We start from the raw sequence: 25,967 nt of genomic DNA, 5'->3' as shown, positions 1-25,967 counted from the left end.
CCAGCAGTCTCTCAAGCCCGGCTCACCGCTCTCACCATCCCCTGAATCACCGCGTACCCCGCCCCACCGCTTTCACGCCCGCAACGACCACCGACTGCCGCTGTGATCACGAAGCGCAGGAACGAACGAGGGCCAGGTTCCCGGACGCCCCCGCCGGCTCACTCGGGGGATGGTTCGGGGGCATACGGCGAGGCGAGGCCATCCGCAGGGCCCTGCCCGGTGCGGTGCAGGCCAGCGACCGCTGGCACACGAGGTGTCGTCGGCCGGTTTGATCCGGGCGAGCGCTCCGGAACGGGTGGCGGCTCGGGAAGCCCTGACGGCGCGGGGGTGGGGGCGGTGCTGCGCGGTGGCTCCGAGGACGCACAGGACGCTGACCAGCAGCGCCCAGGCGCCGAACTCCTGCATCGACACCGGCTGCCAGCCGCCGAGCTGGTACGGGTACCGCCAGGCACCACGACCAGCAGGGCAGCGAGGGGCCGGCGCAGGTCGGGCAGCCAGTGGTGACTGATGAAATTCACGTACAGTGCGCCTCCCCCCACCGCGGTGGGGGCCGGTCGATATCCGCTGAGGTCCAGCCTGAGCAGTCGCCACACGGCGCAGATCCCCTCATCGCGCCGAGGGGGAGGAGGGCTCCGCTACGGCTGACGCCACCTACTCCGTACCGTAGGCAGCCCACCGCCCAAGGGTGAACCCGTCACCCTCTTGCCGGACTTCCACGGCGCCCGCCCCGCCGAAGTGTGCGGGGACGACCAGCTCCCGTTCGGTGGCGGCTCGTTCGAGGATCCGACGGCGGCTGGCCACTGCTTGTTCCGCATCCAGGCAGAAGCAGCTGTTGCAGGCGGGTGTGAGGATCTGGACCGGGCTGTGCAGGAGATCGCCGACGAAGACCGCCCGGTCGCCCCCGGACGTGAGCCGCAGTACGGACGAGCCCGGCGTGTGGCCGGGCGCGGACTCCAGAGTGAGGTGCTCGTCGATGCGGTGGGCTCCGTCCCACAGGACAGCCTGCCCGGCCCGGTGGACGGGCGCGATACTGTCCTCGTAGATCAGCCGGTCGTCCTCCCGGAGGCCGTTCCCGTACGCGTTGTCCGGGCCGAAGTGGAAGTCGTCCGCGGCCGGGATGAGGTACTGGGCGTTGGGGAAGGTCGGCTCCCACCCTCCGTCCACACCAACGGTGTTCCAACCGACGTGATCACCGTGGACATGGGTGTTGACCACGACGTCGACGTCCTGCGGCCGGACGCCGACCTGCGCGAGCCCACCCAGGAAATCGCCCTGCCAGTGGTGGAATTGCGGCGAGCCGGGCCGCTCGCGCCCGTTGCCGACGCCCGTGTCGACCAGGACGGTCCGTCCACCACTGCGCAACACCCAGGTCTGCAGCGCCACCACCGCCCTGTCGGTGTCCGACTCCCAGTGATCAGGCGCCAGCCAGTCCTCGTTGCCTTTCCACACCTCGGCTCCGGACTCCGGAACCAGGCCGCGTGCGGGTGTGAACGCCCCTTGCCACTCGACGACTCGGATGACCTCGACATCGCCGAGCACGATGCTCTGCTTGCTCTCGCTCTTCATGCCCTCGACTCTAGGAGGAGCGAATGAGCTGCTCAATGCCTGTTGAGCTCATTCCGATACGCAGCCGTCTCACCGCTGACGCTACGAATATCCTGGCCCGATGGACGTGGTGAGTGACGCAGTGTCGGCGATACGCATCGGGCGCCCTTCCTCGAACCGGGTTCGGGTGGGCGGGAACTGGTGCACGCGGCTCACCCCGTACGACGGCGCGGGCTTCCACGTGGTGCTGGAGGGCAGCTGCTGGCTGCTGCCCGACGGTGGCTCTCCGGTCTCGCTCGGTGCGGGCGACGTGGTGCTGCTGCCGCACGGCACCGGGCACGTGATCGCCAACGCCCCGGCCGACGCGGCCACCGTGAGCCAGGCGGTGCCGTTCGAGCAGTGGCTCGCCGGGAACGGGCCGCACCGGCCGCGAGCCGCCGCCCGCGACGTGGAGATGCTGTGCGGCAAGTACCGGCTCGACCGCAGTCGCATACACCCGCTCATGGCGGAACTGCCGAAGGTCGTCCACCTGCCGAACCGAGTGGGCGCCCATGTCGAACTGCGCGCCGCCGTCGACCTGCTGGGCCACGAGCTGGGCACACAAAGGCCCGGCGCCTGCATCGCGGTGCCCAGCCTGCTGGACCTCCTCCTCGTGTACATGATCCGGTCCTGGGCAGCCCAAGGGAGCGGCACCTGGCCGACCGTACTGGGCGACCCGGTGACGGCCGCCGCCCTACGGGCGCTGCACTCGGACCTGGCCGCCCCGTGGACCAACGAGCGTCTGGCCGCCGAGGCAGGCGTGTCCCGCGCCACGCTGGCCCGCCGCTTCACCACCCTGGTCGGCCGTCCACCGATGGCGTACCTCACCTGGTGGCGCCTGACCTTCGCCGCCACCCTGCTCCGTGACACCCCGTACCCACTGGCCACCATCGCTCGCCGCGTCGGCTACAGCACCCCCTACGCCCTCTCACACGCCTTCAGCCGGGAATTCGGTACTACGCCGGGTCAGTACCGGGCCTCGACAGCGGAGCGATCGACCTCCGTGTGAGAGTCGTTGATGAACCGTCCCCTTCGTGCTCGCTCAAATCCTCTTCCGACTACGCCGGCGTCAAGGCGGCCGCGCTCGAAGTCCTTGCCGGGGCAGCCGAAGTCGCCGACGATGCTCTGAAGCCCTGGCCGTCCGGACTCCACCGGGCGCGGTCAGGACAACGCAGGACAGGGGAAACAGTGAAGAGACACCACATTTTGAGGACCGTCCCGATATCGGCGCCGGCCTTGGCACTCGTGCCGCTCCTCGTACTCGCCGGGCTGCTGCTGGGCCCCGCGGCGTCCGCCGGGGCGACCGTGCCCGTCGCTCGGCAGGCGCCCGTTGCGGCGGCGGCATTCATGCCGGGCAGTCTCCCTGCAGCGGGCGCCAGCTCGGTGACCGGTGTCCACGCGCCGGTGTCTTCCCCCGTTCGGGCCGCCACCGGGGACAAGAAGACCAAGAAGAGCAAGAAGAAAAAGAAGAGCGGCGGGCTCTTCAAGAAGCTCGTCATCGTCGCGGTCATCGTCATCGTGCTGCTCGTGGTCGTGTACGGGGTCCGCCGTGCCTTCCGTCGCAGGTCCGCATAGCCGCCCGAACGCTGGGAAGCTGTGCCCCGCCGGGTCGGGGCACAGCAACGAGCGCCGTGCTTCGGCGGCGCCGGGAACCCACGCGGGCACGACTTTCCCTGCACAGCACAGCACAGCCTGCCTGCCTGCCTGCCTGCCTGCCTGCTGCAGTCGATGCCAGGTAGATGCGCTCGCGACGCCGATGCTGGTCGTGCAGCACCCTGACGAGGCGCTCCGCATGCCCCTGTCAGCGTGGCCCGGTCGCAGATCGAGTTGAAGCAGTCCTGCTGCCCGGTCGACCGCACGGGCGGGTCTGCCTGCGCTGCACTGCATGATCCCCGCACTCCGCGCCCGCCGCCTCTTCCACGCCGTGGAGGGGTACCAGGGTGCGGACGTCTTCCTCGCGATTGTCGAACCGTGGCTGGACGAGCACGCCGACGCCGTCCGGGTGGCCCTCGCGCCTCTGGCCGCCTTCGGCGGGTGGATGCGGACCCAGTACGAGTTCGGCGATCCCCTGGAGACGGCGTACGCGCTCAGCCGCGTCAGCGACGCACTGATCTACACGTTCCAGCCGCTGTCGCCGCCGGGCTCTGACATCCCCTGGGCGCATGACATCCACCAGCCCGAGTGCTGGCCGCAGATCACCCGTGACCAGTACCTGGCTGCCTTCGCCCGGCTCGGCATGGCCCCGATCGGCGACGTCGCGTTCGAACCGTTCTTCCACGAGGTCGTCCACGTCGAGCAGGACGAGCACCCGGAGGCGGCGGTCGAGATCACCGGGACGGTCTGGCCGGGCCTGATGTTCGGGGAGATGCTGTTCAGCCGCACCGGTGTGACGGTGCGTGCCGGCGCCCGGCACCTGGTCGCGGGCATCGCGGATCAGTCGCCGCTCCACGAAGTATTCATGCGCCGTAACCGGGAGACCTTCGACGGGTCGCTGGCCTGGGGCAGCAACTCGCAGTGGAACACAAGCTTCCGCCGCGACTACCTCACCGACGCCGCCTACCACTTCGCCGTCGACGAGGACCCCGACTCAGACCGGGACGTCCTCGGCAGGCCGAGGAGGCTGACTCCGGCCGAGCGATCGGACCTGGTGCGGTACCGCTGCTTGACGCGTCCCCTCCAGGATCCGGGTGCCCGGAACAGCGCCTGCCCGGGCGGCCGGCTCACCCTCCCGCGGCCTGCGAGCCCGACAGCGGGAGATTCACCGAGATCTCCCGGATCCGCAACGGCAGGACCGAATGCACACCGGTGACCTGGGCCGCGCCTCACTGTGGCAGTGAGGCGGTGAGATCCACTTCGATGAGCTGTCCGCCGAAGCCGAGCTGTGCGACGCCCAGGAGTGTGCTGGCGGTGGTGAACGCCGGGCCGATGACCGAGCTGGTGAGACGGCGCCAGGCGGCACCCAGGACGTCGGTGTCGTCACTGCACACGTAGATCACCGAGCGAACGACATGTTGCGGCAGGGCGCCGACCGCCACCAGAGCGATCGCGGCGTTTGCCGCGACCTGGTCGATCTGCATGTCGAGGGAACCCGGGCCGACGAGGGACCCGTAGCGATCGAGCGGGCACTGTCCGGCCAGGTAGGCGGTCCGGCCGGCCTCGACCACGGTGATGTGGTGGTAGCCGGGCGTCTCATGCAACCGGTCCGGGTTGATACGGGTGATCTTCGCGCTCATACCGGTGAGTCTGATGATCCCGCGGCCGGCACGCACCGTATTTTCCGCCCGAAGAACCGGGGGAACACCCACCGGACCCTAAACGACGCTGAGGACTTGCCCAGCGTGCTGTGCGGCGGCCGTTCAGCGGCCGGCAGCCCCGGCTCCCCGAACCGACCGATCGCGACGGGCGCCCGCAGGGCCCGGCAGCGTGACGGCCGGTGCAGGTGGGGGGCTCCGGCCCCGCACGCACAGGCCAGTACCCACGCTCCGACCAGCGGGGACAGGGCCGTGCCCGCGCCACCGAATCACGGCGACATCAGCAGTTTGTTCTGGATTCACACGGTATGACTTCCCCATGATGGGGCAGGCCCGGGCTCCTCCGGTCCCGCCCCCTCCGCCGGAAGGCTCCGCCATGACGCGTACCCGCCGCCGAACCGCGCTCCTGCTCGCCTCGCTGTACCTGTGCACCCTGCCGCTGGTCCACTCCGCCCCGCGCGCCGAGGCCGCCGGGCCCGCGCACTGCGCCCCCGGCGCACTCCCAGTCCACCCCGACCCCCCGGGGTCCGCGCGGGGGCAGCTCGTCGCGCTCCAGCCGGACGCCGGCCCACGCAGCGGCGGCACCCAGGTCACCCTGATCGGCGCCAGCCTCACCCCCTACACCCGGGTGCTCTTCGGCACCCTGGCACCCGACGGCTGCTTCACCGGCCGGGAGGCCACAGACGTGGTGGTACTCAGCGACACCTCCGTCCTCGCCGTCGCCCCCGAGTGGCCCGCGGCAGCGACCGTCTCCGTCTACGCCGCCACCCCCTGCGGGCAGCTCACCAATCCGCTCCCCTTCGCTTACCTCGCCTGACACCCTCCCGGTTGAACCCGTCGGGGCAGGGTCCCCGCCTCGAGGTCTCAGCCCGCCAGGCGCTGAGCCTCCCGTATTCCAGGCGGCTGGCCTGCATATCGGCGTATCCGGGCCCGAACTGGCCGATCTGCGGGCCCGGATGCAGCGCGAAGCGCACGCCGCCGCGTGTATCCGGCAGGGTGATGCGGTCACGGTGCGCGATGTGACCGGCGCGCAGGGCCTGCGAAACCCCGGTGTGAGCGGCACGCGTCGGCACCGCCCCGCCGGTCCGGGCCTCCGACCGCGGGCGCGGGCCCGGACGGGGCCCCGTGCCCCGCGGGGCGATCAGCCGGTCGGGGTCGGCATCTCCTTGATCCGGTCGACGACCGCCCTGGTCATGACGGCGTTGGTGAATACGATCGTGCCGGGCTTGATCAGGCCCTGCTCGCCGGACTCGCCCTGCACCTGGATGGCGCGTTCGCCGAGGAACGCGAGGGTCTGGCGGTCGAAGATCCACTCCTCGCGCTGGCCGGACTGCTCGTCGAGTCGGGCGACCGCGAGCCCGTGGCGGCCTGCGGCGTCGGCCGCGTCGTCCACCGTCACCACGCCGGGGATCTTCGCCGCGGCCTTGTAGAGCGCGGCCGTGAGCTCGGCCGGCGGGTAGCTGCCGCGCAGCAGGTCGCCGATCGTGGTGAAGGCCTCCTGGTCGGGGCTGCGGCCGTGGCCTGCGGTCTCCTGGTAGATCTTCCGCAGCAGCGCGTCGGGGTCGGTGGGCAGCTTGGTGAGGTAGTCGTAGCTGGGCGCGTTGAGGGTCGCCGTCGGGATTTCGCCCTTTTCGTCGCGCCCCTCCAGGGTCACACCCTTCGGGCCGGTGTTGCCGGGCTCGATCAACCAGCCCTTGGTGCCGTTCGGGGAGTTCCACTGGTGGCGCATGTGCAGTTCTTCGCTGACCAGAGCGTGCTTGTCGTTGACGGTCTTCACGTACGTGGTGGCCGTCTTGCTCGCGATGTAGATGAACTGGTCCGCGCGCACCGCCGGGCCGGACGTGGTGGTGGAGGAGGCGGCGGCCAGGGAGATGCGGTCCAGGAGCTGCGGCGTGCCCTGGGGGTCGGCGGTGCCGATACGGGTGGTCAGCGCCGGGCCCGCGGCGGCCGTGGAGCCAGGACCGTCCGCGGCGCCCCCGTCCGGGTAGAAAAGGAAGCCGGTGGCGAGCGCGCCGGCCAGGGCGAAGGCCGCGGCGGGCACGAGGACCGCACGGCGCAGGAACGGGTTGCGCGGCCTGGTGGTACGGGCAGGGGTGGCGGCGGTGGTGCCGGCGTCGGCGGCTCGGAGGTCTTCGTGGATCTGGGCCATCAGGCGCTCCTTGTGGAACTGGTGGCGGCCCGCGGGCAGTTCCCGTTCGGCGAACGGCAGGAGGAGTGAGTCCTCCTCACGGCCGGCCGTGTGGGTCCGGGAAAGGTCGGCGTTCATCGGATTCCTTCCTGTGCGGACCGGACCGCGTTCGTGCGGTCGCCATATGTCTGTCGGGGCCCGGTCGCGAGTTCCCGCCTGTTCCTCTTCAGTTCCGCGTCGGCGAGTCTGCGCAGCTTGGTACGGGCCCGGGACAGCCGGGAACGGACGGTTCCGACCGGGATGCCGAGGATCCGGGCGGCCTCGGCGTACGCCATGCCCTCGCACAGGCACAGCAGAAGGACTTCGCGCTCGGGTCCGCGCAGCGCGCTCAACTGCGCCAGGGTGGCCGCGATCTGCCGCCGGTCGTCCAGTTGGCCAGCCACCTCGTCGGCGTGGTCGGGCACGGATGCGGCACCCCCCGCTGCCGCCGCGGCGGCAGCAGCGGTCCGGTAGCGGCGGTTGCTACGGGAGTGGTTGCGGGCGAGGTTGGTGGCAATGCCCAAAAGCCAGGGTCTCAGCGAGCCGCCCTCGGCGTCGACCGTGCCACGCAACCGCCACGCCTCCAGGAAGGCCGCCGACATGACGTCCTCCGCGACGGTCCAGTCCCCCGTCATCCGGAAGGCATGGTTGTAGAGGGTGCGGGCGTAGCTGTCGAACAACTCCGCATAAGCGTCCGGATCTCCGGCCCGCACCCGAGTTCGCATATCTGTCGTCACTCCTATCAGCTGTCCGGCCCCACAAGCGGGTTCCGGTGACCTGCATCACCGAGGCGAAGCCGGTGAGCGAGTTGCCTGCGCACCTCTCGTCCGGATCGCCGGCCAGCCAACCGGCGGTGGCAGCGTCCCATGTGCAGTGGCGCACCGCCCCGGCGCGCGTGACCGGATCGGCCAGCAGAGCCGGGACGAGGTCGGCAGGCGGAACGGGATGGGGAATCCGTCGGTAGGAGGTCGCACAGGCTCCGGCGCGTACTGCGTCGTCGGGATCCGTCAGCAGGATCCGACGCACCGGCTCCGGGGCCTGTGTACACCATTGGGCAAGCGTCGCGCAGACCTTCGGGTCCGAGTCGGCCACCAGCCTGGCCCCGCAGATCGCCATCACCGAGCAGCCGCTCGAACAGCTCTCGCGGTGCGTCGCCCGCACCGGTCTCCACCGCCGCGCGTATCGCCGGATCCGGGTGCTCGGCAACCCTGTCAAGGCCCCCGCGGTAGGCGAAGAGGCCGCGCACAAGCTCAGGCGGCAGCGCGGGGTTCCCCGCGAGCCCCTCCACCACCTCGTCGAGGTGGGCAGGGAGCGCGCCGATCGGACGTGTCGTCACATCCAGTAGGCGCAAGGTCAGGCGGTACGAACCCGGTGAGCGTTTCCGGTCAGAAGGCGGAGTGTGCGAACCAGTGGGCGAGCAGGTCCGGGTCGCCGAGGAGGTGGAAGGCGGCGCTCTGGTGGTCCAGACGGCCGTAGAGGAGCAACAGGAGGTCGGCGGCCGTTCCCCGGACCGTGGCGTCCGCCGAGCGGGGGTCGGCGCGGTCAGCGACCAGGGCGAAGCCGTCGGGGCGCAAGCCGACCAGCCAGTCGCCGTCGCCGTCCGTGCAGCTGAAGCGGATCGTCCGGTCAGGGGCGCGCAGTTGGGCGGTCAGCGGCGCGAAGGAGGAGGCGAACGGCAGGTTGGTGAGGAACTCGTCGATGCCGTCGATCGCCAGTACGCGGTCGACGTGCGGGGAGAGCCCGAGTGCGAGTTGGGCGTCGAACCGGTGGACGAGGGTCTCGAAGAGCATGCGCCGAACCCAGAACCGGGCGTGCTGGTCGACTCCCCAGGCCCACATCGGTGCGTCCAGGTCGGTGGCGGCGAACACCTCGGCGGCTTCCGCCGCGCTCGCGGCCAGCCAGTCCGGGAGGGCGTCGCGATGCTCCGGCAGGCGCAGGTCCACCACGCGACTGGTCGGCGGTTGCTGGATGCGCTGGCGAAGCAGCTCGGTGAACCAGCGGTGCACGCTGCCGACGTGCTGCGTGAGGTCCGCGAGAGTCCAGGCAGGGCAGGTCGGCACCGGGGTGGACAGGTCGGCTGCGGTGACCGTGGCGACGAACGCGGCGGTCTCGGCCGCGACGGCCGCTCCGTGCTGGGCGGGGTTCATTTTCTGTGCCCTTCCTCTGATGGTGCTGCCCCAGGCCGTGCAGATACTTAAAGAGGTAGATGGTTTATGTCTTTAAGTAATGCGAAGGTAATTCGCACACGTTGAGGATGTCAACTTTTGGTCCCGCCCCGAGGGCACCCGGCGCCCCGCGCGGTACGCGGCAATACCGGCGGCCGGTCACCGCCAAGAGGGCGGGGAGGACAGCCCGTCGGCGTCCTTGAGCGGCGCAGGTCGCGACCGCAGGACGCCCTGTCGCCGTAGACGCCATAACTGCCTTTCAGCGCAGAGGTGTTGGAGGGCATTGACGCCGAGGTGACCACCCCCAGCGGCCGTCGGGGCGGCCGTGCAGCACCCAAGGGCGGTTCGGGGCGTGGGTCAGGTCGGTGTGGATCTCGTCGCTGATCACCGCGAAACCGTGGCGTTCGCACAGGCCCGCCCTCCGGGAGGGCTCGGCTTCGTCGTGGAGTGGGGAACCTCAGCCCGGTTCTCGATCGAAACCTTGATGAAGGTGCACGCTCTGGTGAGCTCGGCGGCCGCAAACGCAAAGACGCTCGGCTGGGAAGTCCCGGCCGAGCGTTTTCGTGCGTTTGCTACCCGCTGGTCGGCTTAGTACCAGTGGTGCGACTGCCAGAAGTTCCAGGCGCCGACGGGGCTGCCGTAGCGGGAGTTCATGTAGTCCAGGCCCCACTTGATCTGGGTGGCCGGGTTGGTCTTCCAGTCCGAGCCGGCCGAGGACATCTTCGAGGCCGGCAGGGCCTGGACCAGGCCGTAGGCGCCCGAGGAGGAGTTCGTGGCGGTGTGGTCCCAGCCGCTCTCGCGGGAAACGATGTTGTTGAAGGCCGCGAACTGCGCCGGGTCCTTGATCATCTGCTGGGCGATCGCCTTGGCGTTCATCGGGGCGGCCTGCGCGGGAACCGCGGCAAGCATGGAACCGGCGACGCCCAGGGCGAGGACGGAGCCCGCGAGGGTCTTCTTGGAAGCGGCGATGCGGCGGATGACTGCGTTGGACACGGATTGACCTTCCGAAGGGGACAAGGGCGGTCGCAGGCATGCCTAAGACATGCGTGAGCCACTCACGCGGAGGAGAGGGGTTCGTCTGCGGCGGGTGAAGCACCCGTGCCGCTCGGCGACTCATCCAGTTCTACAGACGCCCGGACACCCTGGCAACGACCCCGATTACTAGCGGCCCTCGCAGCCGGGGCGGAACGACCCCACGCCGTGACGATCAACGCCCGCGCAGGTGGGAGCCGGTCTGAGGGGGTGGATGGGGACCGTGCAAGGCCTACGATCCCGCTTCGTATGTGACCTGCGTCCTGTGGGCCGCCTCACCGCCGAGGGCCCCGAATCTCACCCTCCGCGACCGTTTGTACGCCTTTCGGGGGTGTGGTCGGCGGGGGCTTAAACCCCCGAATCGAAGGAAATCGGGGTCGCAGGCTGCCTTCCTTGCCCGGCTCAGGGGCAGGCAGGGTCTACGGGGACGTCAGCGGCGTCCAGCCCGGATCGCGCCCGCTCAGCCCGACTGCCCGGTCCAGCAGCGGGGCGTCGTCCGGTACGGGTACGACGGCGCCGAAGATGCCCCCGCCCCGGCTCTCGTCCTGGGCGGCCGCCAGCAGGAACGCGTGCGAGGCGCGCAGCGCGGCCTGATCGGGAAGGTACTCCTGGCCGGTGGCCCGGGCCAGGTCCCAGCCGTGGATCACCAGTTCGTCGACAGCCACCGCCCCCGCGATGTCACCCGGCAGGTCTACGCCGCCCGCGCGGGTCATGCCGGTCCAGGCGGCCGGGTCCCTCCAGGCCTCGGCCAGTTCGCCGAGGACCCGTGGCAGTTCCTCGCGCCAGCCGGCGGGCAGGGAGGGCGCGGCCGCGCCGGGAGCCGTGTCCGTCGTGGGGCCCAGGTCCTTGCGGCCGGCGTCACGGAAAGCGACGGCGAGGCTGGCGAGGTGGCCCAGCAGGTCACCGACCGCGTACTCGGGGCAGGGCGTCCGGTCGGCGAGCCGGGCGTCCGGGACGCCAGCGGCGAGACGGGCCACGACGTGGGTTTGTGGTCCGAGGTCGAGAGTCGTCGTATCGGTCATCTGCCGCTCCTCCGTGACGATGGGCCTGAAGGGTAGACCGGCGGCAAGCCCGTACTCATCGCAACGCGGACTGACGGAGCGCGTGTCCGAAGACCGGTTCCCCCCGTCAGCCCCGAAGGTAGGCCAGGACGGCGAGCACCCGGCGGTGGGACTCCTGCGCCGGCGGCAGGTCCAGCTTCATCAGGATGTTGCCGATGTGCTTGCCGACCGCCGCTTCGGTGACGTGGAGCCGGCGCGACACCTCGGCGTTGGAGTGCCCCTCGGCGATCAGCGCGAGGACCTCTCGCTCGCGGGCCGTCAACCGCTCCAGCGGATCGCGCCGGCGGCGGATCAGCTGCCGGACGACCTCGGGGTCCACCACCGTGCCGCCGGCCGCCACTCGCCCGACCGCGTCGAGGAACTCCTCGACCTGCCCGATCCGGTCCTTGAGCAGGTACCCGACGGCCGTCCCGTCCCCCGAGTCCAGCAGTTCGGCGGCGTAGGAGCGCTGCACGTACTGGGACAGGACGAGGACGGGCAGGTCCGGCCGGAGTTCACGCAGGCGCACGGCGGCGCGCAGCCCCTCGTCGGTGTGGTCCGGAGGCATCCGCACATCGGTGACGACGATGTCCGGCCGGTGCTCGGCGACCGCCGCTTCGAGCTCCTCGGCGTCACCGACGGCGGCCACCGTCGCGTGCCCGAAGCGGGCGAGCAGGCCGACGAGGCCCTCGCGGAGCAGGACGGAGTCTTCGGCGAGAACGATGCGGAGCGGCCGGCGGCCGCCTCCAGCAGCGGCAGTGCCGGCTTCTACGGGACCTTCGGTTCCGGCAGGATGCAAGGGATCTCCACGCGCAGCAGGGTCGGGCCTCCGGGAGGACTGGTCAGGGTCAGTCTGCCGTCGGCGACCGACATCCGGTCGGCCAGCCCCGTGAGCCCGCTGCCCCGCGCCGCGTCCGCCCCACCGCAGCCGTCGTCCTCCACCTCCACCGTCAGGCGCGCACCGTCGTGGCGGCCGGTGACGGAGATCCGGCGCGCTCCGCTGTGTTTCACCGCGTTGGCGAGGGCTTCGCTGACGAAGAAGTACCCGGCGGACTCGGCCTGTTCGGGCAGCCTCCCGCGGAGGCCGAAGTCGGTGTCGACGGGGATCGGGGAGCGGTCGGCGACATCAGCGACGGCGTCCGCCAGCCCCCGGTCGGTGAGGACCTGCGGGTGGATGCCGTGAATGAGCTCGCGCAGCGAGGTCAGCGCCTGCCCGGCCTCGGCATGTGCGGCGGCGAGCTGCCCGGCGAGCGCGCTGCCGGGCGGGGCGTCGAGCCGGGCGAGGCCGAGGGTCATGGAGAGCGCGACGAGTCGCTGCTGGGCGCCGTCGTGGAGGTCTCGCTCGATGCGGCGGCGTTCGGCGTCGAACGCCGCCGCCAACCGGGCTCGGGAGCTGGTCAGTTCGGTGACCTTGACGGCCAGGTCGGCCCGGCCGTCACCCAGCATCAGCCGGGCCAGGGCCGCGCGGGCCACCGCGAGCGCGCCGAGACCGTGGAGGAACAGCGGGAGCATCAGCGATCCGGCGGCGGCGCACAGCAGCGCCCCGGGGTAGCCGGTGATGCCGTGGATCTTGAGGGGGTTGACCTGTTCGCCGTCGAGGGCGAGCAGGACTGGGGTGGCCATGAGGTCGACCGGCACGAACAGCGCGCCGCCGAGGGCGAGGAGCTCCAGCGGCCACAGGACGGTGGCGGCGAGCAGCATGTAGCCCAGTTCCCGCCAGGTCGCATGCTCGCGGAACCGGGTGAGGGCCCATGCCGCGGGCCCCGTGCGGTCCGGTTCGCGGTGCGGGTCGGGCAGGCGCTCGGCACCGGGGTCGATCAGCCGCAGCCGGCGGCGTTCGACGGCCGCGTACGGCACTCCGGCCAGTGCGAGCGCGGCCAGCAGCGGCAGTCCGACGAGTACGACGGCGAGGGCCGTCCCGGATACGGCGAGCAGCAGGAGCACCGTGAACGCGACGGCGCCGGTCAGAGCGCCGGTGAGCAGGTAGGCGGCGGCGCGCCAGGGCCGGGCGGAGCGGAGGTACCGGCCCGTGTCCGGACCGAGGGGGCTTGGGGGCATGCGGTCACGGTAGGCGGCGGCCGGGGCGGCACACAGTAGTGCTGGCCATACCTTCGAGACTCGCCCCTGCCCCGCTGACCGGGAACGTCCGCGGCGGTTGGCTCGGGCCATGCTGAACATCGCGTTGAGGTCGCTGCGGCGGCGCTGGATGACACAGGTGGGGACGTTCGTGGCGGTGGCCCTCGGGGTCGCCCTGATGGCTGTCATGGGGTTGGGGCTCGCGGCGTCGGCGGCGCTGCCCCCGGGTGTCGAGGTGGCGGGCATCAACTCGATGCTGGGCACGGCGGGCGGGGTGAGCTCGTTCGTATCGGTGTTCGTGGTCGCGTCGACGTTCTCGTACGCCGTGTCGCAGCGCCGGCGGGAGCTGGGGCTGCTGCGGCTGGCGGGTTCGACGCCCGGGCAGTTGCGGCGACTGGTGATGACGGAGGCGGCGGCCGTGGGGCTGGCCGGGGGCGCGGTCGGATGCGTACTGGGCAGGGCGGGTGCGCCGCTGATGGCCCGGTGGACCGTGTCGGAAGGGCTGGCGCCGGCCACGTACGTGATCGGGGATCAGAGCTGGCCCTTGTACGCGGCGTTCTGCACCGGGCTGCTGGTGGCACTGGCGGGGGCCTGCTCCGCCTCCCGGCGGGCGGGGCGGGTCGGTCCGCTGGAGGCGCTGCGCGAGGCCGTGACGGACGAGCGGCCGATGACACCGGGCCGGTGGGCGGCCGGGGGCGGGCTGCTGCTGCTCGCGTTCGCCTTCATCGGGTGGCGGCTCGGCTCCGAGCCGGGCGATCTGCTGAAGCGCAAGACGTACACGTGGCAGCCGATGCTGCTGGTCTCGGCCTGCGGACTGCTGGCCCCCGTACTGGTACGGCCCGTCATCCGGCTGCTGATGTGGGCCCCGGCCCGGCTGACCTCGTACGCGGGCCGGCTGGTACGGGCGAACGCCTCCGCCGGGATCCGCCGGACGGCGGCGGTGGCGGCGCCGGTCCTGGTGATGGTCGCGCTGACCGGGTCGCTGCTCGGCGCGGCCGCCACCCTCAACGAGGCGAAGGCCACGGAGGCCCGTACGCAGACGCGCGCGGACTACGTGGTGACGGGCGACCGCCTGCCGGACCGGTTGGCCGTCCCGGGCGGGGCGGTCGCGCTGTCCTTGTCCGACACCAGGCTGACGGTGCTGGAGGAAGGCTTCGTCAAGGTCCCGACGCAGGCCACGGCGGCCGACCCGGCGGCGCTGGCGGAGGTCTCCCGGCTGCCGGTGGTGGCCGGCTCGGTCGCGGACCTGGACGACGGGGGGATCATCGTCACGGAGGAGTGGTGGCAGCACGCCGTCGGGGACTCGGTACCGCTGTGGCTGGCGGACGGCACCAGGACCAGCCTGCGCGTCGTGGCCGTCATGAAGACGGGCACGGGCAACAACGGCGCCTACGTCACCGCGCGCAACGCGCCAGGCGCGAAGGTCTCCCGCATCGAGGTCAAGGCCCCGGCAAGCGCGGCCGCCGCGGTCCGGGGGGCGGCGGCCGGATACGGCGCGATGGTGCGCACCAAGGCCGACTGGGTCACGGAGACCCACCCCCGCGCCAACCGCTACACCGTGCTCGGGTTCGTTCTGGTCCTCGGCATCGCGCTGGCCTATACGGCGATCGCGCTGGCCAACACCTTGCTGATGTCAACCTCCGACCGGGCCGGCGAACTGCGCCTGCTCCGCCTCGCCGGCGCCACGCGTAGCCAGATCCTCGCCGTGACGACCGCGGAGTCCCTCCTGACGACCACGGTCGGCGCCCTCCTCGGCACGGCGGTCACTGCGGTCAACCTGAGCGGCATGCGCGCCGCCCTGGCGGTCCTCGGAGTCGACTCCCCCGTCGTGGTCCCCTGGCTCCCCATGGCGGCGGTGGCCGCCGTCTGCACCACCCTGGCGGCCCTGTGCACGCTCCTCCCCGCCGGCCACACCCTCCTCCGCCGACGCTCGGGCGCTGCGGAGGCCTGACGCCCGGCGACGGGCCCGGCCGGGCCGGCGGGGGCCGGAAGGGCGGCGGGGCCGGCACGGCGCGCGGGGGACCCGCGATCGGGTTCGCCCGGTCGGGGTGGGTCGGGGCGTGGCTACGGCGGGGTTCGTCGTGATGACCGGCTGAGGGGTGCAGGCTCGGCGGACGTCCCCGTGCGGCTTGGTGGAGGCAGTCCATGCCCGGTGCTCGGCCTTGCCGGAAGACCGGCCGAGCCTTTGTGGTCGCGGGGGCGGCCGGCTGTCTGGTCGGTCTGGTCGGCGGTGGTTTCCGGTGGTGCCTGGAGCATGCCGACAGGCTGCGCGCCTCGTTCGTGGAGGCTGCTGCGGGTCTGGGCGTCATGGGCTGGCTGGTCCCGGTCGCCCTCTGTGCGGTGGGCGCGGCGGTGGCGTGTGTGATCGCCCAGCGGGTCCCGCACGCGGCGGGCAGCGGGATCCAGCACGTGGAGGCCGTGTGGCGTCAGGAGTCCGGTCCGTGTTCGCTGTGGCTGCTGCCGGCGAAGTTCATCGGCGGCCTCATCGCGATCGGCTCGGGCCTGGTTCTGGGGCGGGAGGGCCCGATCGTCCACATGGGCGCCGCGATCGGGTTCGTGGCCGGTCGTCGCAGTCGGCTGGATGCCGAGGATGCCCGCCTGCTCCACACCGCGCTCGGCGGGGCGGGGCTGGCGGCGGCGTTCACCGCTCCGCTGGCCGGGCTGCTGTTCGTCTGCGAGGAAGTGACCCGCACGATCAGGCCCCGCCTGGTGCTGTTGACGCTCGTCGGCACCGTCACCGCGGTGGTCTGCTCCCGGTTGCTCGTCGGTGGCGCGACCGCGTTCCCGGTGCCGGGCATCCCCGCCGCACCGGTGTGGATGCTGCCGGTCTTCCTGCTGTTCGGCGTGGCTGCCGGGGCGCTGGGCGCTGCCTACAGCGCCCTGGTCGTACGGACGTTGGACGCGTGCGACCGGCTGACCCGGGTGCCGCTCACCGTCCGGGCAGCTGCCATCGGGGCCGTGGTCGGAGCTCTCATGGCCGTCGATCCGCTCCTGACGGGCGGCGGCGACCCGCTGAGCAGGCGCCTGCTGGCGGGCGGCAGCATGACGGTGGTGGCGCTGGTGACCTTCCTCGCCGTCCGGTTCGTGGCGGGCCCGCTCAGCTACGCGGCCGCGACACCCGGCGGGCTGTTCGCCCCGCTGCTGGCCCTGGGGGCCCTGTGGGGAACCCTCGCCCACGCGCTCGCTTCCCCTCTCCTGCCGGCCCGCGCGTCCGGGCCGGCCGCGTTCGCGGTGGTGGGGATGGCCGCCCTGTTCACGGGGGTCGTACTGGCGCCGCTCACGGGCGTCGTCCTGGTCGTGGAGATGACCGGCACCGCCGTGCTGATGGTCCCGTTGCTGATCGCGTGTTTCGCCGCGACCGTGACCGCGGACTGGCTGGAGAGCGAACCCATCTACGACAGCCTGCGGCGCCGGATACTGGAACGCCCCTGAAGGCGAACACCCGGCGTGCCGCCGGCTCGGCGTATCGTCGGGGTACCGGGCGACCTCAGGCCACATCACCGACGGCACGGCGCTCTTGCCGCTCCCCGGCCTGTGGCACAGCCCGAGCGCGCGCCCGAGTTCGTGACGGCGGCGAACGCGGCAAGGCCTGTTACGAGGTTGTGCACCCCGTCAACGGTAGAGCGGCCCCGCCCGAGGACGATCGTTTCAGCGCGGCGGCCGGCCGGCTCCGGTGTCCTTCGCAGCGCCCCGGTGTGGTGACACGGTGTCAGCGGACGCGCCCGGTGCGACGAGTCCTGTCTCGTAGGCGAGGACGACGGCCTGGGCCCGGTCGCGCAGGGTGAGTTTGGCGAAGATCCGGGCCACGTGGGTCTTCACTGTCGCCTCGGTGCTGCACACCGAATGGATCACCTGCCGAGGCGGCCTCAGACGTAAGCACTTCGTCACCAGGGCAGCCATGGCGCCTCGTGTCCCGGCCGCGTTGAATGCGGTGAGTGGACCGGTGAGAAGGTGGGGATGGCAGTGGCGGATACGAAGCGGCCCGGTCGGGTACGGGCCGGGGCATTGATCGCGGCGGCAGTGGTGCTGGGCATCGGCCTGTACTGGTTCCAGCCGTGGAAGCTGTGGCAGGACGACACCGTCAGGGAGGCGTTGCCGAGTGCGGCCGGGGCGCCGCGGCCCTCGGTGCCGACTCCGGCGGCCGGCGAGTCCCGTACCCCGGCGGGCCCGCAGACCCTCGCCCAGGGCGCCCTGATCAGCCACGAGCACACCACCACGGGCACGGCGAAACTGATCCGCCTCCCCGACGGCTCACGCATCCTCCGCCTGGAGAACCTCGACACCAGCAACGGCCCGGACCTCCGCGTCTGGCTGACCGACGCTCCGGTCCGGGAGGGCGCCGCCGGCTGGACCGTCTTCGACGACGGGACATACGTGAGCCTGGGCAAGCTCAAGGGGAACAAGGGCGACCAGAACTACGAGGTTCCGGCCGACGTGGAGCTGGCCGACTACACGAGCGTCACCATCTGGTGCGACCGCTTCGACGTCTCCTTCGGCGCGGCGGCTCTGACCACGGTGTGACGCCGCCACCGGCCAGGGCCGGGCGCCCGGCGCCAGTGGTACCTAACGCCGGAGGTATGCGAGGACGGCCAGAACCCGGCGGTTGTCCTCGGTGGACGGGGCGATGCCGAGCTTGGCGAAGATGCTCGCGGTGTGCTTCGCGACGGCGCTCTCGCTGAAGTGGAGGGTGCCCGCGATGGCGGTGTTCGAGCGGCCCTCCGCCATCAGTTCCAAGACGTCGCGTTCCCGGGGGGTGAGCGCGGAGATGGTGCCCCGGGCGTCGCCGCGCGACAGCAGCCGGGCGATGACCTGCGGGTCCAGGACGGTGCCGCCGACGGCGACGCGGCGTACGGCGTCGACGAACTGGCCGGTGTCCGTCACCCGGTCCTTGAGCAGGTAACCCACACCACCGTCGCCGCTCGCCAGGAGCTCGTTGGCGTAGAGCTGGTCGACGTACTGGGAGAGGACCAGGACGGGCAGACCGGGATGGTGCCGGCGGGCTTCGAGGGCCGCTTGGAGGCCCTCGTCGGTGAAGGTCGGCGGCAGGCGTACGTCGACGACCGCGACGTCCGGCTTCTCCGCCAACAGGGCCCGCAGGAGGGACGGACCGTTGTCCACGGCGGCGACCACGTCGAAGCCGTGCTCCTCGAGCGTGCGGACCAAGCCGTCCCTCAGGAGGAAGAGGTCTTCGGCAAGAACGACGCGCACGGTATCTCCAGGGTCACGGTGGTCGGTCCGCCCTGCGGACTGTGCAGGGCGAGGTTCCCGTCGAAGGTAGCCAATCGCCTCCGGACGCCGAGCAGTCCGCTCCCCCGGGCGGGATCCGCCCCGCCGCGCCCGTCGTCGGTGACGGTGATGCGCAGCCGCGGGTCGCCGTCACCCGCGCCGTCGCCGTCGTGCGCGCCGTCGCCGTCGTGCGCCAGGACGGTGTCGTGTGTGAGGACGATGTCGATGCGGTCGGCGCCGGAGTGCTTCGCGGCGTTGGCCAACAGCTCGTTGACCGCGAAATAGGCGGCGGATTCGACGGCGGCCGGCAGCCGCCCGGACAGGCGGGCCTCGACGTGCACGTCGAGGAAGCTGTCGAGGGCCAGGGAGCGCACGGCGTCGCCCAGCCCGCGGTCGGTGAGGACCGGCGGCTGGATGCCCCGGACCAGATCGCGCAGGTCCTTCAGGGCCCGCGCCGACAGCTCGCGCCCCTCCAGCAGCGCGGCGCGGGCGCCCGGCGGATCGTGGTGCAGCAGGCGCATCGCGCTGTCGAGGCGCATGCCCACGGCGACGAGCCGGGCCTGTGCCCCGTCGTGCAGATCCCGCTCGATGCGCTGGAGTTCCGCCGCGCTGCTGTCCAGGGCGTCGGTCCGCGTTTGCGTCAACTGCTCTATGCGGCGCGTGAGTTCGGCAGTTCGAGGTGCGGTGAGGAGCAGCCGGCTCCAGCGGGCGTGCAGGCGCAGGACGTGGGGTGCGATGAGGAGGCCCCCCGCCGTGAAGACGAGGCCCAGCACCAGCGCCGCGAGCATCAGGACGGGGCTGTGCACGGGGACGAACGCGTACCAGTTCCCGTCGTCGAGCAGCCGCCACACGAACGGCTGGACGAACGCCCCGAACACCCCGTACGCGACGAGGGACGGGGGTATGCCGACCAGCAGACCGCCGACCAAGGGCTCCAGCCACGCCCAGGCCAGGTCCCGCCAGAACCCCGCGTCGGCCAGCACCGCGCGGGCTCCCGCCGTCCGCGGGAGCGGACCCGGCGGGCTGATCCGCACCCCCGACCAGTGTGCCGCCCGTACGCGGGCGCGGTCGGCGCACCGGCGCAGCGCGGCCGCGGCCGGCGGCAGCAGCCGGTGGCCGAGGCCGACGGGCAGCAGGAGCAACGCGCCGACGACTCCCGCCCCGGCAACGGTCACCGCCAGGCCCAACAGGCCGGCCAGCTGGCACCGGCCGACGACGGTCAGGCCCCGGAGGGAAGCCGTAAGGAAGCGGGAGGTGATCGAACTCATGTCCTGTGCAGGGTAGTCGGTGCGGGTGCGGGTGCGGGTGCGGGTGCGGGTGCCGATGCGTGCCGTCCGGCCCACGCCATGGCCACCACCAGGCAGGAGAGCCCGAAGCAGAGCATCGGGAGGACCGCCCCGGTCTCCTCGTCCATGAAGAGGAGCAGCCCGAGGTTGACGAGCGTGTGGAAGCCGCCCGAGAGCATCAGGCGGTACGAACCGCCCGTGCCGTCGAGCGCGACACCCAGCACGACCGACATGGCCACGGTGGCGACGAGGAATCCCGCGGCGTAGGCCGGGGCCTGCTCGAAGACCGGTACGTGCCAGGCACCCCACACCAAGCCCACCGTCACCGACGAGACCAGCGTCCCGTACCGGGTCCGCAGCAGCGGCTGGAGGAAGCAGCGCCAGCCGATCTCCTCGCCGCACGCCCCCACCAGCTGGGCAGCCGCGATCAGTGCCAAGGGGTGGTGCAGGGCTCCGGGAGGTGTGAAGCCCACTCCGCCGGAAGCCACCCCGTGCACGAGCACGGTGAGCGCGACGATCAGAGCGGCCGTGCCGAGGACGGCCCTCCAGCCGCCGGGTCCCCGCCCGCCCGCGCCACCACCCCTACCCCTACCCCTGCCCCCGCCCCGCAGCAGCTCGCGGGTCCGCCTCCCCCGGTACAGCGCGACCGCGCCCACCCCGACGGCCGGCCCGAACTGGGTCAACTGCACCACCTCGGTCGGCACACCGGTCCCCGCCTGCACCGCCCCGAATATCCCGGCCGCCACGAAGGCCACCGCGGTGAACACCCCCGCCGCACCCCACAGGCCGCCGCGCCCCGCCGGTTCCACGCCGTCCACCGCCACCGTTTCCATGGCCATCCCACCCGTCTGCTCGTGTCCCTACGCAGACGACGATGCCGGGCCGGGCGGCCCCGGACACTGCACCTGGCCCCCCGGCGGGGGTGTACCCAACTCCACCACCGCCCGGGCGGGCGACCTGGCCCCGCGCCCCGCCGGAGCACGCGCTCGGGGCGCTGAACCCATCGGACGCCCTGCCCCGTCGGATCTCAGACGCCTCCGTCGACGCCCTGGTCGAGCTCGATCCGATCGTCGGCACCGTCCTGGGGATACCCGGCGCTTCGGGCGCGCTCCCCGATCTCTCGCCGGACGGCCGGCGGGCCGTGGCCGAGCTCGCGCGCTCGACCCTTGTACGGCTCCGGGCTGTTGAGCGGGCGCCGGGCGCGGGCAGCGAGGTGGAGCGGCGGTGCGCGAACCTGCTGGAGGAGAGGCTCGGGGCGGAGCTGGCGCAGTTCGAGGCCGGTGAGCACCTGCGTGCGGTCGCCAACCTCTCCTCGCCACTGCACCAGGCACGCAAGATCTTCTCGCTGATGCCCGTGGCACAGTGAGATCGTCCGCTACCTGGACCGGCCGGCGCAGGCGATCACGTACAAGCTGGGCGAACGGGCCTGGTTGCAGGGCCGGGAGACGGCCCGGGCCAGGCAGGGCGCGGATTTCGAACTCAAGCGGTGGCACATGGCCGCGCTGTCGCGCGGCTCCCCTGGGGCTGGACGATTTGAGGGAGGAACCGGGCCGGCTGTGAGCGGCCGGGTCAGCGCGCCGGTGCTGCTTGACCGACTCCCGGGCCAGGACTTCCTGCAGGGGAAATCCGCCCGGGTGAGGGTCGTCATCGACGGGCCCGCCTGCGCCAGCCCCGGCGTCGTCGTTGAGGTGCCGCCCGACGGATGGCAGAGCGGATCTGTGCGACGGCGTCAGAGGGGCCGAGCTCGTGCCGCAGGTTCAACAGGTAGCTGGCGGGGTGGCCGGCGAGCACCTGCCTTCGCTGGTCGAGGGCACTGGTTGCCGCTCCGACGAGGCACCCTGCGACCACGCCTGCGCTGGTGACGGAGGACGGCAGGTGAAGGGTGCCGGCCAGTACGCCCAACGCCGCCGACGGTGCGAGCGTTTGAAGGCTCAGGGCGGCTCGGACCGGCTGTAGGCCGAGCCGTCCGAGCTCACGTTCCATCGTCTCGAGCGGTTGCCCGATCTTGCTCTCCACGTGGTTGCGCAGCTTGGCCGCTCGCACCTCGTGGTCTCGTACCGCACTGATCTCGACGAAGTCCGGTGTGAGCGAGTCGAGGAACTCGCGATAGCGCATCAGTTCCGGCAGCAGCCTCCGCCGCGCTTCAATGATCCGTTCGACCGGTACCTCGGCCAGGTCCCGGGGAACGACGGTTTGCAGGGCCAGTACCGCGAACATGTGGCTGGAGTCCGTCGGGCCCTCTGCCGAGGTCTCGTTGTCGTCGGCGAGCAGGATCTGTGCCATGGCCTCGACTGTCCACCCCAAGGGGGCGGCGCAGAAGGACGCTTGATCGGTGACCGGGGTCATCCCGTTCTCCCGAGCGACCACGTCCGCGAGGATCGCCAAATAGGCGCCGGCCAAGCGGTGGTGCATCGCCAGGTCGCTTGTGTGGAGGACCTTCCCGTCATCTGCGCGGCGCCACTGATAGCTCCTTGACACCAGCAGTCCGACATCCGCCAGCCGCTGCGCGAGACCGTAAGTCATCTTTCCCGGATGCACCTTTTGCAACCGGGGATCGAGTGGCAGGAGTTCGTCATAGACGTCCCAAGTGCGCAGGGATTCAACACCGAGCGCATCGGCCCCGTACCGCGGGATCATCTGATCCTGGTATCTGTCGAGGAAGTCGAAGAACAGCACGACCACTTGATCCTCGTGGCCCAACGATCGGCTCCAACGGGCACCGACAGGATCGACCCTCGTCACGACGTCGTCGCCCACCCAACGCGGGCTGCTGCCGTTGGGCCTCACATCCACGATGAAGTCGAGCTCGTCCTGGAGACGCTTGACCGTGTCGGAGTCCCGCAGGCCGTGGTAGCCCGTCGGGTGGATCCGCCCGAGCTGCGGCCAGTGCAGGGCCGCCGCCTTGACCCATGCGTCGTCGGGGAAGTTGACGTACGGGAAGTAGAGCGCAACGTCATTCACGGGAGACACGATGCCCCCTGGCTGCCCGCCTGCGGAAGGGACGACGAGCGGGTCCGCGATTCCAGAGGCTGGTGATCGCGGCGCGGGGTCTGCCGGGGGACGGCGCTCGCCCGGGACTCACACCGATGGCCGCGGCGTGCGGGGCCTACGGTCGAGCCCGGCCGTAGATCGTCGTCACCGCTTGACGATCAGATCGAGGACCGCGGCGAGGTGAGCCTTGACTGCCTCGTGGTGGTGAAGGGCCTGCGGCGCCGACGCGGCGTTCGGCCGTACGCCCCGGTCCGCGAATACGTAGAGCATGCGCAGCGTGCGCAGGCAGTTGGTGAGGTGTGCGGGAACCGGGGTCCTGATGCGATCGGCTCCGAAGCAGGTGCCGACCGGCTCCAGCCAGGTCGTCGCGTCGCGCTCGCTCATGTCGGACCGGGTGAGGATACGGGCGATCGCCGTTGCCAGACGGTCGTCCTCCAGTTGGTCGAATACGTGATCGGTGTGCGCTGTCAGCCGGGCGGCGGCGAGGTCCAGCATCCGTACGGGCGCCACCTCGGGGTGGCCCCCGAACCGGCCCAGCAGGTCCGCGCCGTGCGCGACCGCGTGGAGCCAGCCGAGCTTCTCGTCGTGGCCGCGCAGGTCCCTCTCGCTCGGGTACCACCGCTCGAACGCGGCCACCCAGTCGGCCCTGAAATCCCCCTTGCCCACGAGCATGTCGAGCACGAGGGGAGCGAACGTGCGTGCCTGGATCTCCCGGTCGGAGAAGCGGGCGGCCATCTCGTCTCCCAGCGCCAGCCGCCGGGGTTCGTCGATCACCCCGCGGTCTATCCAGGCCGACAGGACGGAGTAGGCCGCTCCGTCCCGGATCAGCGGATCGGGATCCGCCAGGGCGTGGGAGAGTCCGCGCACCAGTTCTTCCATGGGACGGTCGGCGGGCACGGCGCAGTCTGCGGCTTCGATGCTGTTCCAGTCGATCATGACGGGCAGAATAGACCCACACCGCCCTGCCGCGCCGCGAGTTACCGCCGGCCGCCGTGTCATCACCACGGGTCGGCCCGCGGGCGATCCCGGCAACTGCCCAGCGCGCCTTCCCCGGTGCGGGACTCGTGGCGCTCGCGTACGACTCCCCTTTGATGTTGTTTGTCGTTTTCGGCCAGCGGAGCCGGGTTTCAGGTCATTGTGTCCGAAGGTCCGGCCGCCGGGACGGAGGCAACCTCACGCTGGAACGGAGTGCCGTCCCCGCCGGGACGGGGCATCGCGATCGCGACACACGGGGGGAAGGGGAAACCATGGGGGTACGTACACGGATGCGAGGGGCCGGCATCGCGGTGGGGGCCGCGGTGCTGGCGGTCGGGGTGGCGTCGGGCTCGGCCGCGGGCGCCGACCAGTGGCGGCCGCGACCAGGGACGCTGTACATCTCCGACCTGCCCAAAACCGAGTCGTGGCGCGCCGCCCCGGTCTCGCGGGGCTGGGGCGAGGCACACACCTGTCTGGCGGGCTGGCCGGCGGAGCGCCCCGAGGTGAACGTCTGGAACCGGGATTTCAGCACCGCGGAGACCGCATCCGCTCAGCAGAAGGTGGTGGTCTTCCCCACGGAGGCCGAGGCCATCACGTTCGCGGACGCGACCCGGCAGGGCTACGCCGATTGCGCGAACGGCCCACAGGCGCCCGGTGTGACCGCGACCGCCTATGACCACGGCGTGGTGGACGTGGAAGAGGGCGCCACCCTCCAGGGGATGCACACCTTCAACGCCGACGCCCACGAGCGCCCCGACTTCAACTACCTGTGGGGTGTGGGCCGCGACGGGGACACGGTCACGCTGGTCCTGTGGTCCAGCTACTGGGGCGAACCGCCCGTGGCCGCCTGGAAGAACACCCTGCGGACCGCGGTGAACAAGCTGTACTGACTGTCGTGGCGCCGGGTGGGAACGCTCCGTTCGCGCCCGGTGCTCCAATGGTCAGCCTCCGTTGGCCACGCCTCCGGCAGTGCCTGGTTCGGCAGGGGCCGTTCACTACGCTCCCGGCATGCGACTGGACGGTTCAATTGGCTTATGGCGTAGTCTAGTTGGCGGAACCGGGCATATCAGTTGCACCTCCCGCTGCCGCTGTAGCAGGGCGAGTACCCGGCGCTCGGGATGGGCGCGGGACGTGGGTGGGTGCGGTCGTAGTCGTGCTGCGCGAGCACGAGGAGCGCGGCCACGGCACCAGCCGCCAGGAGTTGCAGGAGCACCGTCCACGGTGCGCGGGCCAGCGCCGCGAGCCCGGCAAGGACCAGAATGACGACGAGGCAGTGCTCCGTCCAGGCGAGGCTCGCGAGTCGCGCCGCTTCGATCCTCGCTTCGTCCCCCTGCGCAGCCCATACCTCCATGCCGTCGCCGAAGCTCTTCCCCACGTATACGGCGACCTCTGTCAGGAACAGCACGATGCCAATGGCCACGTCCTTCGCACGGGTCGTCTTGCTCGACCAGGGCCATCGGCGTCGAGGCGAAGGTTCGGGGAGTACATGCGTCATGGCCGCACCCTGCCAAGCCGGCCAAGGGGTGCGCATGAGTACGCGTACTCATGCGGTGACCGATAAGCGCGGCCTGCTCGAGCGGTTCCTCGGTTACAGGTCAGAGCGCGACGGGTCGGTACTTCAGAGCCTCATCGACGATCTGCTCCGCAGACGCGCCCTGCATTGTGTCCGAGGGGTGGAAGACCATGTCACCCACTCGGGGATGCGGCACGTTCGCCTCCAGAAGCCGGAGATAGTGGTCGCTCTCCGGGAAGGACAGCTGGAGTCTGCGAACGATCTCGACGAGCTCGTCCCGGGTGGTGTCCGCGACCACGGGGCGGGCTGGCCTGGCCGCCTCCCGCGCGAACTCCTCCAGGCTCCTGCTTCCGTCGTACTCAGCGAAGTCGAGGGCCACGTAGTCGTGACCGGTCATCGCGTTGAAGGCCGCGATCGCCTCGCCCGCCGCCTCAGGGCGGGCGGCCAGCAGCTCAGCGATCCGATCGGCCTCGGCACACAGCTCGTCCAGCCGTTGCCGGCTCACGGGTGGCGGCAACAACTCCGGTCTCAGGTCCACACCCCGGATTATGTCTTTCCATGCCGACACCACCCCCCAGCCGACCCCTCGAGGCGCGGTGCGGTCAGTGCCGCTCGGCTTCGCTCAGCTCGACATCGGGGAAGATCGAGGGACGTGGACGCA

The 25,967-nt window shown here is 71.4% G+C and carries 25 protein-coding genes and 4 pseudogenes; 11 read left to right on the top strand and 18 right to left on the bottom strand.

From position 1 onward, the window contains the following. Nucleotides 1-72: 72 nt before the first annotated feature. Nucleotides 73-593 (bottom strand): annotated as a pseudogene (locus tag ACFWB8_RS02305) (DUF817 family protein). 58 nt (nucleotides 594-651) lie between these two features. After that, the gene (locus ACFWB8_RS02300; RefSeq protein ID WP_385221216.1) at nucleotides 652-1,566 is read right to left on the bottom strand and encodes an MBL fold metallo-hydrolase; all 915 of its coding nucleotides are present in this window, start codon (nucleotides 1,564-1,566) and stop codon (nucleotides 652-654) included. 100 nt (nucleotides 1,567-1,666) lie between these two features. Between ACFWB8_RS02300 and ACFWB8_RS02295 the strand changes: the two genes are divergently transcribed. The 3 genes from ACFWB8_RS02295 to ACFWB8_RS02285 all read left to right on the top strand — a co-directional run bounded on the left by ACFWB8_RS02295 (nucleotide 1,667) and on the right by ACFWB8_RS02285 (nucleotide 4,393). Continuing rightward, the gene (locus ACFWB8_RS02295; RefSeq protein ID WP_385221213.1) at nucleotides 1,667-2,593 is read left to right on the top strand and encodes an AraC family transcriptional regulator; all 927 of its coding nucleotides are present in this window, start codon (nucleotides 1,667-1,669) and stop codon (nucleotides 2,591-2,593) included. A 227-nt stretch (nucleotides 2,594-2,820) separates the two neighbouring features. Beyond that, on the top strand, nucleotides 2,821-3,159 hold the full coding sequence (locus ACFWB8_RS02290) for a hypothetical protein (protein WP_385221210.1): 339 nt from the start codon (nucleotides 2,821-2,823) through the stop codon (nucleotides 3,157-3,159). A gap of 310 nt (nucleotides 3,160-3,469) precedes the next feature. Further along, nucleotides 3,470-4,393, top strand: a complete 924-nt coding sequence (locus ACFWB8_RS02285) for a hypothetical protein (protein ID WP_385221207.1) — start codon at nucleotides 3,470-3,472, stop codon at nucleotides 4,391-4,393. Between the two features lie 13 nt (nucleotides 4,394-4,406). Here ACFWB8_RS02285 and ACFWB8_RS02280 read toward each other — a convergent pair whose 3' ends face one another. Next, nucleotides 4,407-4,817 carry a RidA family protein gene (locus ACFWB8_RS02280; RefSeq protein WP_385221204.1) on the bottom strand — a complete coding sequence of 137 codons (411 nt, stop codon included), beginning with the start codon at nucleotides 4,815-4,817 and terminating at the stop codon, nucleotides 4,407-4,409. A 394-nt stretch (nucleotides 4,818-5,211) separates the two neighbouring features. Between ACFWB8_RS02280 and ACFWB8_RS02275 the strand changes: the two genes are divergently transcribed. Continuing rightward, nucleotides 5,212-5,652, top strand: a complete 441-nt coding sequence (locus ACFWB8_RS02275; protein WP_385221202.1) for an IPT/TIG domain-containing protein — start codon at nucleotides 5,212-5,214, stop codon at nucleotides 5,650-5,652. Between the two features lie 324 nt (nucleotides 5,653-5,976). Here the strand turns inward: ACFWB8_RS02275 and ACFWB8_RS02270 are convergent, their stop codons facing one another. The 3 genes from ACFWB8_RS02270 to ACFWB8_RS02260 form a co-directional block, all read right to left on the bottom strand. Continuing rightward, nucleotides 5,977-7,101 (bottom strand): CU044_5270 family protein, encoded by a 1,125-nt coding sequence (locus ACFWB8_RS02270; RefSeq protein ID WP_385221199.1) that lies wholly within the window; start codon nucleotides 7,099-7,101, stop codon nucleotides 5,977-5,979. Then, the gene (locus tag ACFWB8_RS02265; RefSeq protein ID WP_385221197.1) at nucleotides 7,098-7,727 is read right to left on the bottom strand and encodes an RNA polymerase sigma factor; all 630 of its coding nucleotides are present in this window, start codon (nucleotides 7,725-7,727) and stop codon (nucleotides 7,098-7,100) included. Before ACFWB8_RS02265 ends, ACFWB8_RS02270 begins: the two co-directional genes overlap by 4 nt. A 660-nt stretch (nucleotides 7,728-8,387) precedes the next feature. After that, nucleotides 8,388-9,149 (bottom strand): maleylpyruvate isomerase family mycothiol-dependent enzyme, encoded by a 762-nt coding sequence (locus ACFWB8_RS02260; RefSeq protein WP_385221194.1) that lies wholly within the window; start codon nucleotides 9,147-9,149, stop codon nucleotides 8,388-8,390. A gap of 370 nt (nucleotides 9,150-9,519) precedes the next feature. On the opposite strand from ACFWB8_RS02260, the gene ACFWB8_RS02255 reads away from it, so the two are divergent. Continuing rightward, nucleotides 9,520-9,759 carry a hypothetical protein gene (locus ACFWB8_RS02255; RefSeq protein WP_385221191.1) on the top strand — a complete coding sequence of 80 codons (240 nt, stop codon included), beginning with the start codon at nucleotides 9,520-9,522 and terminating at the stop codon, nucleotides 9,757-9,759. Here ACFWB8_RS02255 and ACFWB8_RS02250 read toward each other — a convergent pair. The 4 genes from ACFWB8_RS02250 to ACFWB8_RS02235 form a co-directional block, all read right to left on the bottom strand. Further along, nucleotides 9,756-10,160 (bottom strand): transglycosylase SLT domain-containing protein, encoded by a 405-nt coding sequence (locus ACFWB8_RS02250; protein WP_385221189.1) that lies wholly within the window; start codon nucleotides 10,158-10,160, stop codon nucleotides 9,756-9,758. The two genes, ACFWB8_RS02255 and ACFWB8_RS02250, sit on opposite strands and share 4 nt — an antisense overlap. A gap of 458 nt (nucleotides 10,161-10,618) precedes the next feature. After that, the gene (locus ACFWB8_RS02245) at nucleotides 10,619-11,221 is read right to left on the bottom strand and encodes a TIGR03086 family metal-binding protein (protein ID WP_385221186.1); all 603 of its coding nucleotides are present in this window, start codon (nucleotides 11,219-11,221) and stop codon (nucleotides 10,619-10,621) included. A gap of 106 nt (nucleotides 11,222-11,327) precedes the next feature. After that, the gene (locus ACFWB8_RS02240; protein WP_385221300.1) at nucleotides 11,328-11,963 is read right to left on the bottom strand and encodes a response regulator; all 636 of its coding nucleotides are present in this window, start codon (nucleotides 11,961-11,963) and stop codon (nucleotides 11,328-11,330) included. Between the two features lie 44 nt (nucleotides 11,964-12,007). After that, nucleotides 12,008-13,297: a sensor histidine kinase gene (locus ACFWB8_RS02235; protein WP_385221183.1), complete on the bottom strand. Its 1,290-nt coding sequence runs from the start codon at nucleotides 13,295-13,297 to the stop codon at nucleotides 12,008-12,010. Nucleotides 13,298-13,406: 109 nt separating this feature from the next. Between ACFWB8_RS02235 and ACFWB8_RS02230 the strand changes: the two genes are divergently transcribed. Further along, nucleotides 13,407-15,266 (top strand): ABC transporter permease, encoded by a 1,860-nt coding sequence (locus tag ACFWB8_RS02230; RefSeq protein ID WP_385221180.1) that lies wholly within the window; start codon nucleotides 13,407-13,409, stop codon nucleotides 15,264-15,266. Between the two features lie 194 nt (nucleotides 15,267-15,460). Further along, the gene (locus ACFWB8_RS02225) at nucleotides 15,461-16,747 is read left to right on the top strand and encodes a chloride channel protein (protein ID WP_385221178.1); all 1,287 of its coding nucleotides are present in this window, start codon (nucleotides 15,461-15,463) and stop codon (nucleotides 16,745-16,747) included. Nucleotides 16,748-16,963: 216 nt separating this feature from the next. Here the strand turns inward: ACFWB8_RS02225 and ACFWB8_RS02220 are convergent. Further along, nucleotides 16,964-17,143: pseudogene (locus ACFWB8_RS02220) on the bottom strand (LuxR C-terminal-related transcriptional regulator); the annotation flags it as partial. 129 nt (nucleotides 17,144-17,272) lie between these two features. Between ACFWB8_RS02220 and ACFWB8_RS02215 the strand changes: the two are divergent. Next, complete coding sequence (locus ACFWB8_RS02215; RefSeq protein ID WP_385221175.1) at nucleotides 17,273-17,836, top strand: DM13 domain-containing protein; 564 nt, start codon at nucleotides 17,273-17,275, stop codon at nucleotides 17,834-17,836. A gap of 42 nt (nucleotides 17,837-17,878) precedes the next feature. Here ACFWB8_RS02215 and ACFWB8_RS02210 read toward each other — a convergent pair whose 3' ends face one another. From ACFWB8_RS02210 to ACFWB8_RS02200, 3 genes are read right to left on the bottom strand one after another with little or no spacing between them, the layout of a single operon-like run. Further along, on the bottom strand, nucleotides 17,879-18,523 hold the full coding sequence (locus tag ACFWB8_RS02210) for a response regulator (RefSeq protein WP_385221172.1): 645 nt from the start codon (nucleotides 18,521-18,523) through the stop codon (nucleotides 17,879-17,881). Continuing rightward, a complete protein-coding gene (locus tag ACFWB8_RS02205) occupies nucleotides 18,487-19,809 on the bottom strand; it encodes a sensor histidine kinase (protein ID WP_385221169.1) in 1,323 nt (440 codons plus the stop codon). The genes ACFWB8_RS02210 and ACFWB8_RS02205 overlap by 37 nt, the downstream gene beginning before the upstream one ends. Next, nucleotides 19,806-20,666 (bottom strand): CPBP family intramembrane glutamic endopeptidase, encoded by an 861-nt coding sequence (locus ACFWB8_RS02200; protein WP_385221166.1) that lies wholly within the window; start codon nucleotides 20,664-20,666, stop codon nucleotides 19,806-19,808. The genes ACFWB8_RS02205 and ACFWB8_RS02200 overlap by 4 nt, the downstream gene beginning before the upstream one ends. Nucleotides 20,667-20,821: 155 nt before the next feature. Between ACFWB8_RS02200 and ACFWB8_RS02195 the strand changes: the two are divergent. Next, a pseudogene (locus tag ACFWB8_RS02195) lies at nucleotides 20,822-21,187 on the top strand (DUF885 family protein); the annotation flags it as partial. Between the two features lies 1 nt (nucleotide 21,188). After that, nucleotides 21,189-21,387 (top strand): annotated as a pseudogene (locus tag ACFWB8_RS02190) (DUF885 family protein); the annotation flags it as partial. 84 nt (nucleotides 21,388-21,471) lie between these two features. Here the strand turns inward: ACFWB8_RS02190 and ACFWB8_RS02185 are convergent. Further along, nucleotides 21,472-22,788 carry a DUF6236 family protein gene (locus ACFWB8_RS02185; protein WP_385221164.1) on the bottom strand — a complete coding sequence of 439 codons (1,317 nt, stop codon included), beginning with the start codon at nucleotides 22,786-22,788 and terminating at the stop codon, nucleotides 21,472-21,474. A 174-nt stretch (nucleotides 22,789-22,962) separates the two neighbouring features. Next, nucleotides 22,963-23,754, bottom strand: a complete 792-nt coding sequence (locus tag ACFWB8_RS02180; RefSeq protein WP_385221161.1) for a DUF2785 domain-containing protein — start codon at nucleotides 23,752-23,754, stop codon at nucleotides 22,963-22,965. 311 nt (nucleotides 23,755-24,065) lie between these two features. Here ACFWB8_RS02180 and ACFWB8_RS02175 point away from each other — a divergent pair, with 311 nt between their 5' ends. Continuing rightward, nucleotides 24,066-24,683 (top strand): hypothetical protein, encoded by a 618-nt coding sequence (locus ACFWB8_RS02175; protein ID WP_385221158.1) that lies wholly within the window; start codon nucleotides 24,066-24,068, stop codon nucleotides 24,681-24,683. A 176-nt stretch (nucleotides 24,684-24,859) separates the two neighbouring features. Here the strand turns inward: ACFWB8_RS02175 and ACFWB8_RS02170 are convergent, their stop codons facing one another. After that, the gene (locus tag ACFWB8_RS02170) at nucleotides 24,860-25,288 is read right to left on the bottom strand and encodes a DUF6234 family protein (protein WP_385221155.1); all 429 of its coding nucleotides are present in this window, start codon (nucleotides 25,286-25,288) and stop codon (nucleotides 24,860-24,862) included. 100 nt (nucleotides 25,289-25,388) lie between these two features. Continuing rightward, nucleotides 25,389-25,844, bottom strand: a complete 456-nt coding sequence (locus ACFWB8_RS02165; RefSeq protein ID WP_385221152.1) for a hypothetical protein — start codon at nucleotides 25,842-25,844, stop codon at nucleotides 25,389-25,391. Nucleotides 25,845-25,967: the final 123 nt, after the last annotated feature.

The sequence above is a fragment of the Streptomyces sp. NPDC060031 genome, from assembly GCF_042736805.1.
GTDB lineage: Bacteria > Actinomycetota > Actinomycetes > Streptomycetales > Streptomycetaceae > Streptomyces.
The sequence above is the reverse complement of the archived record's forward strand: the minus strand, read 5'-3'. Positions and strand labels throughout refer to the sequence as shown.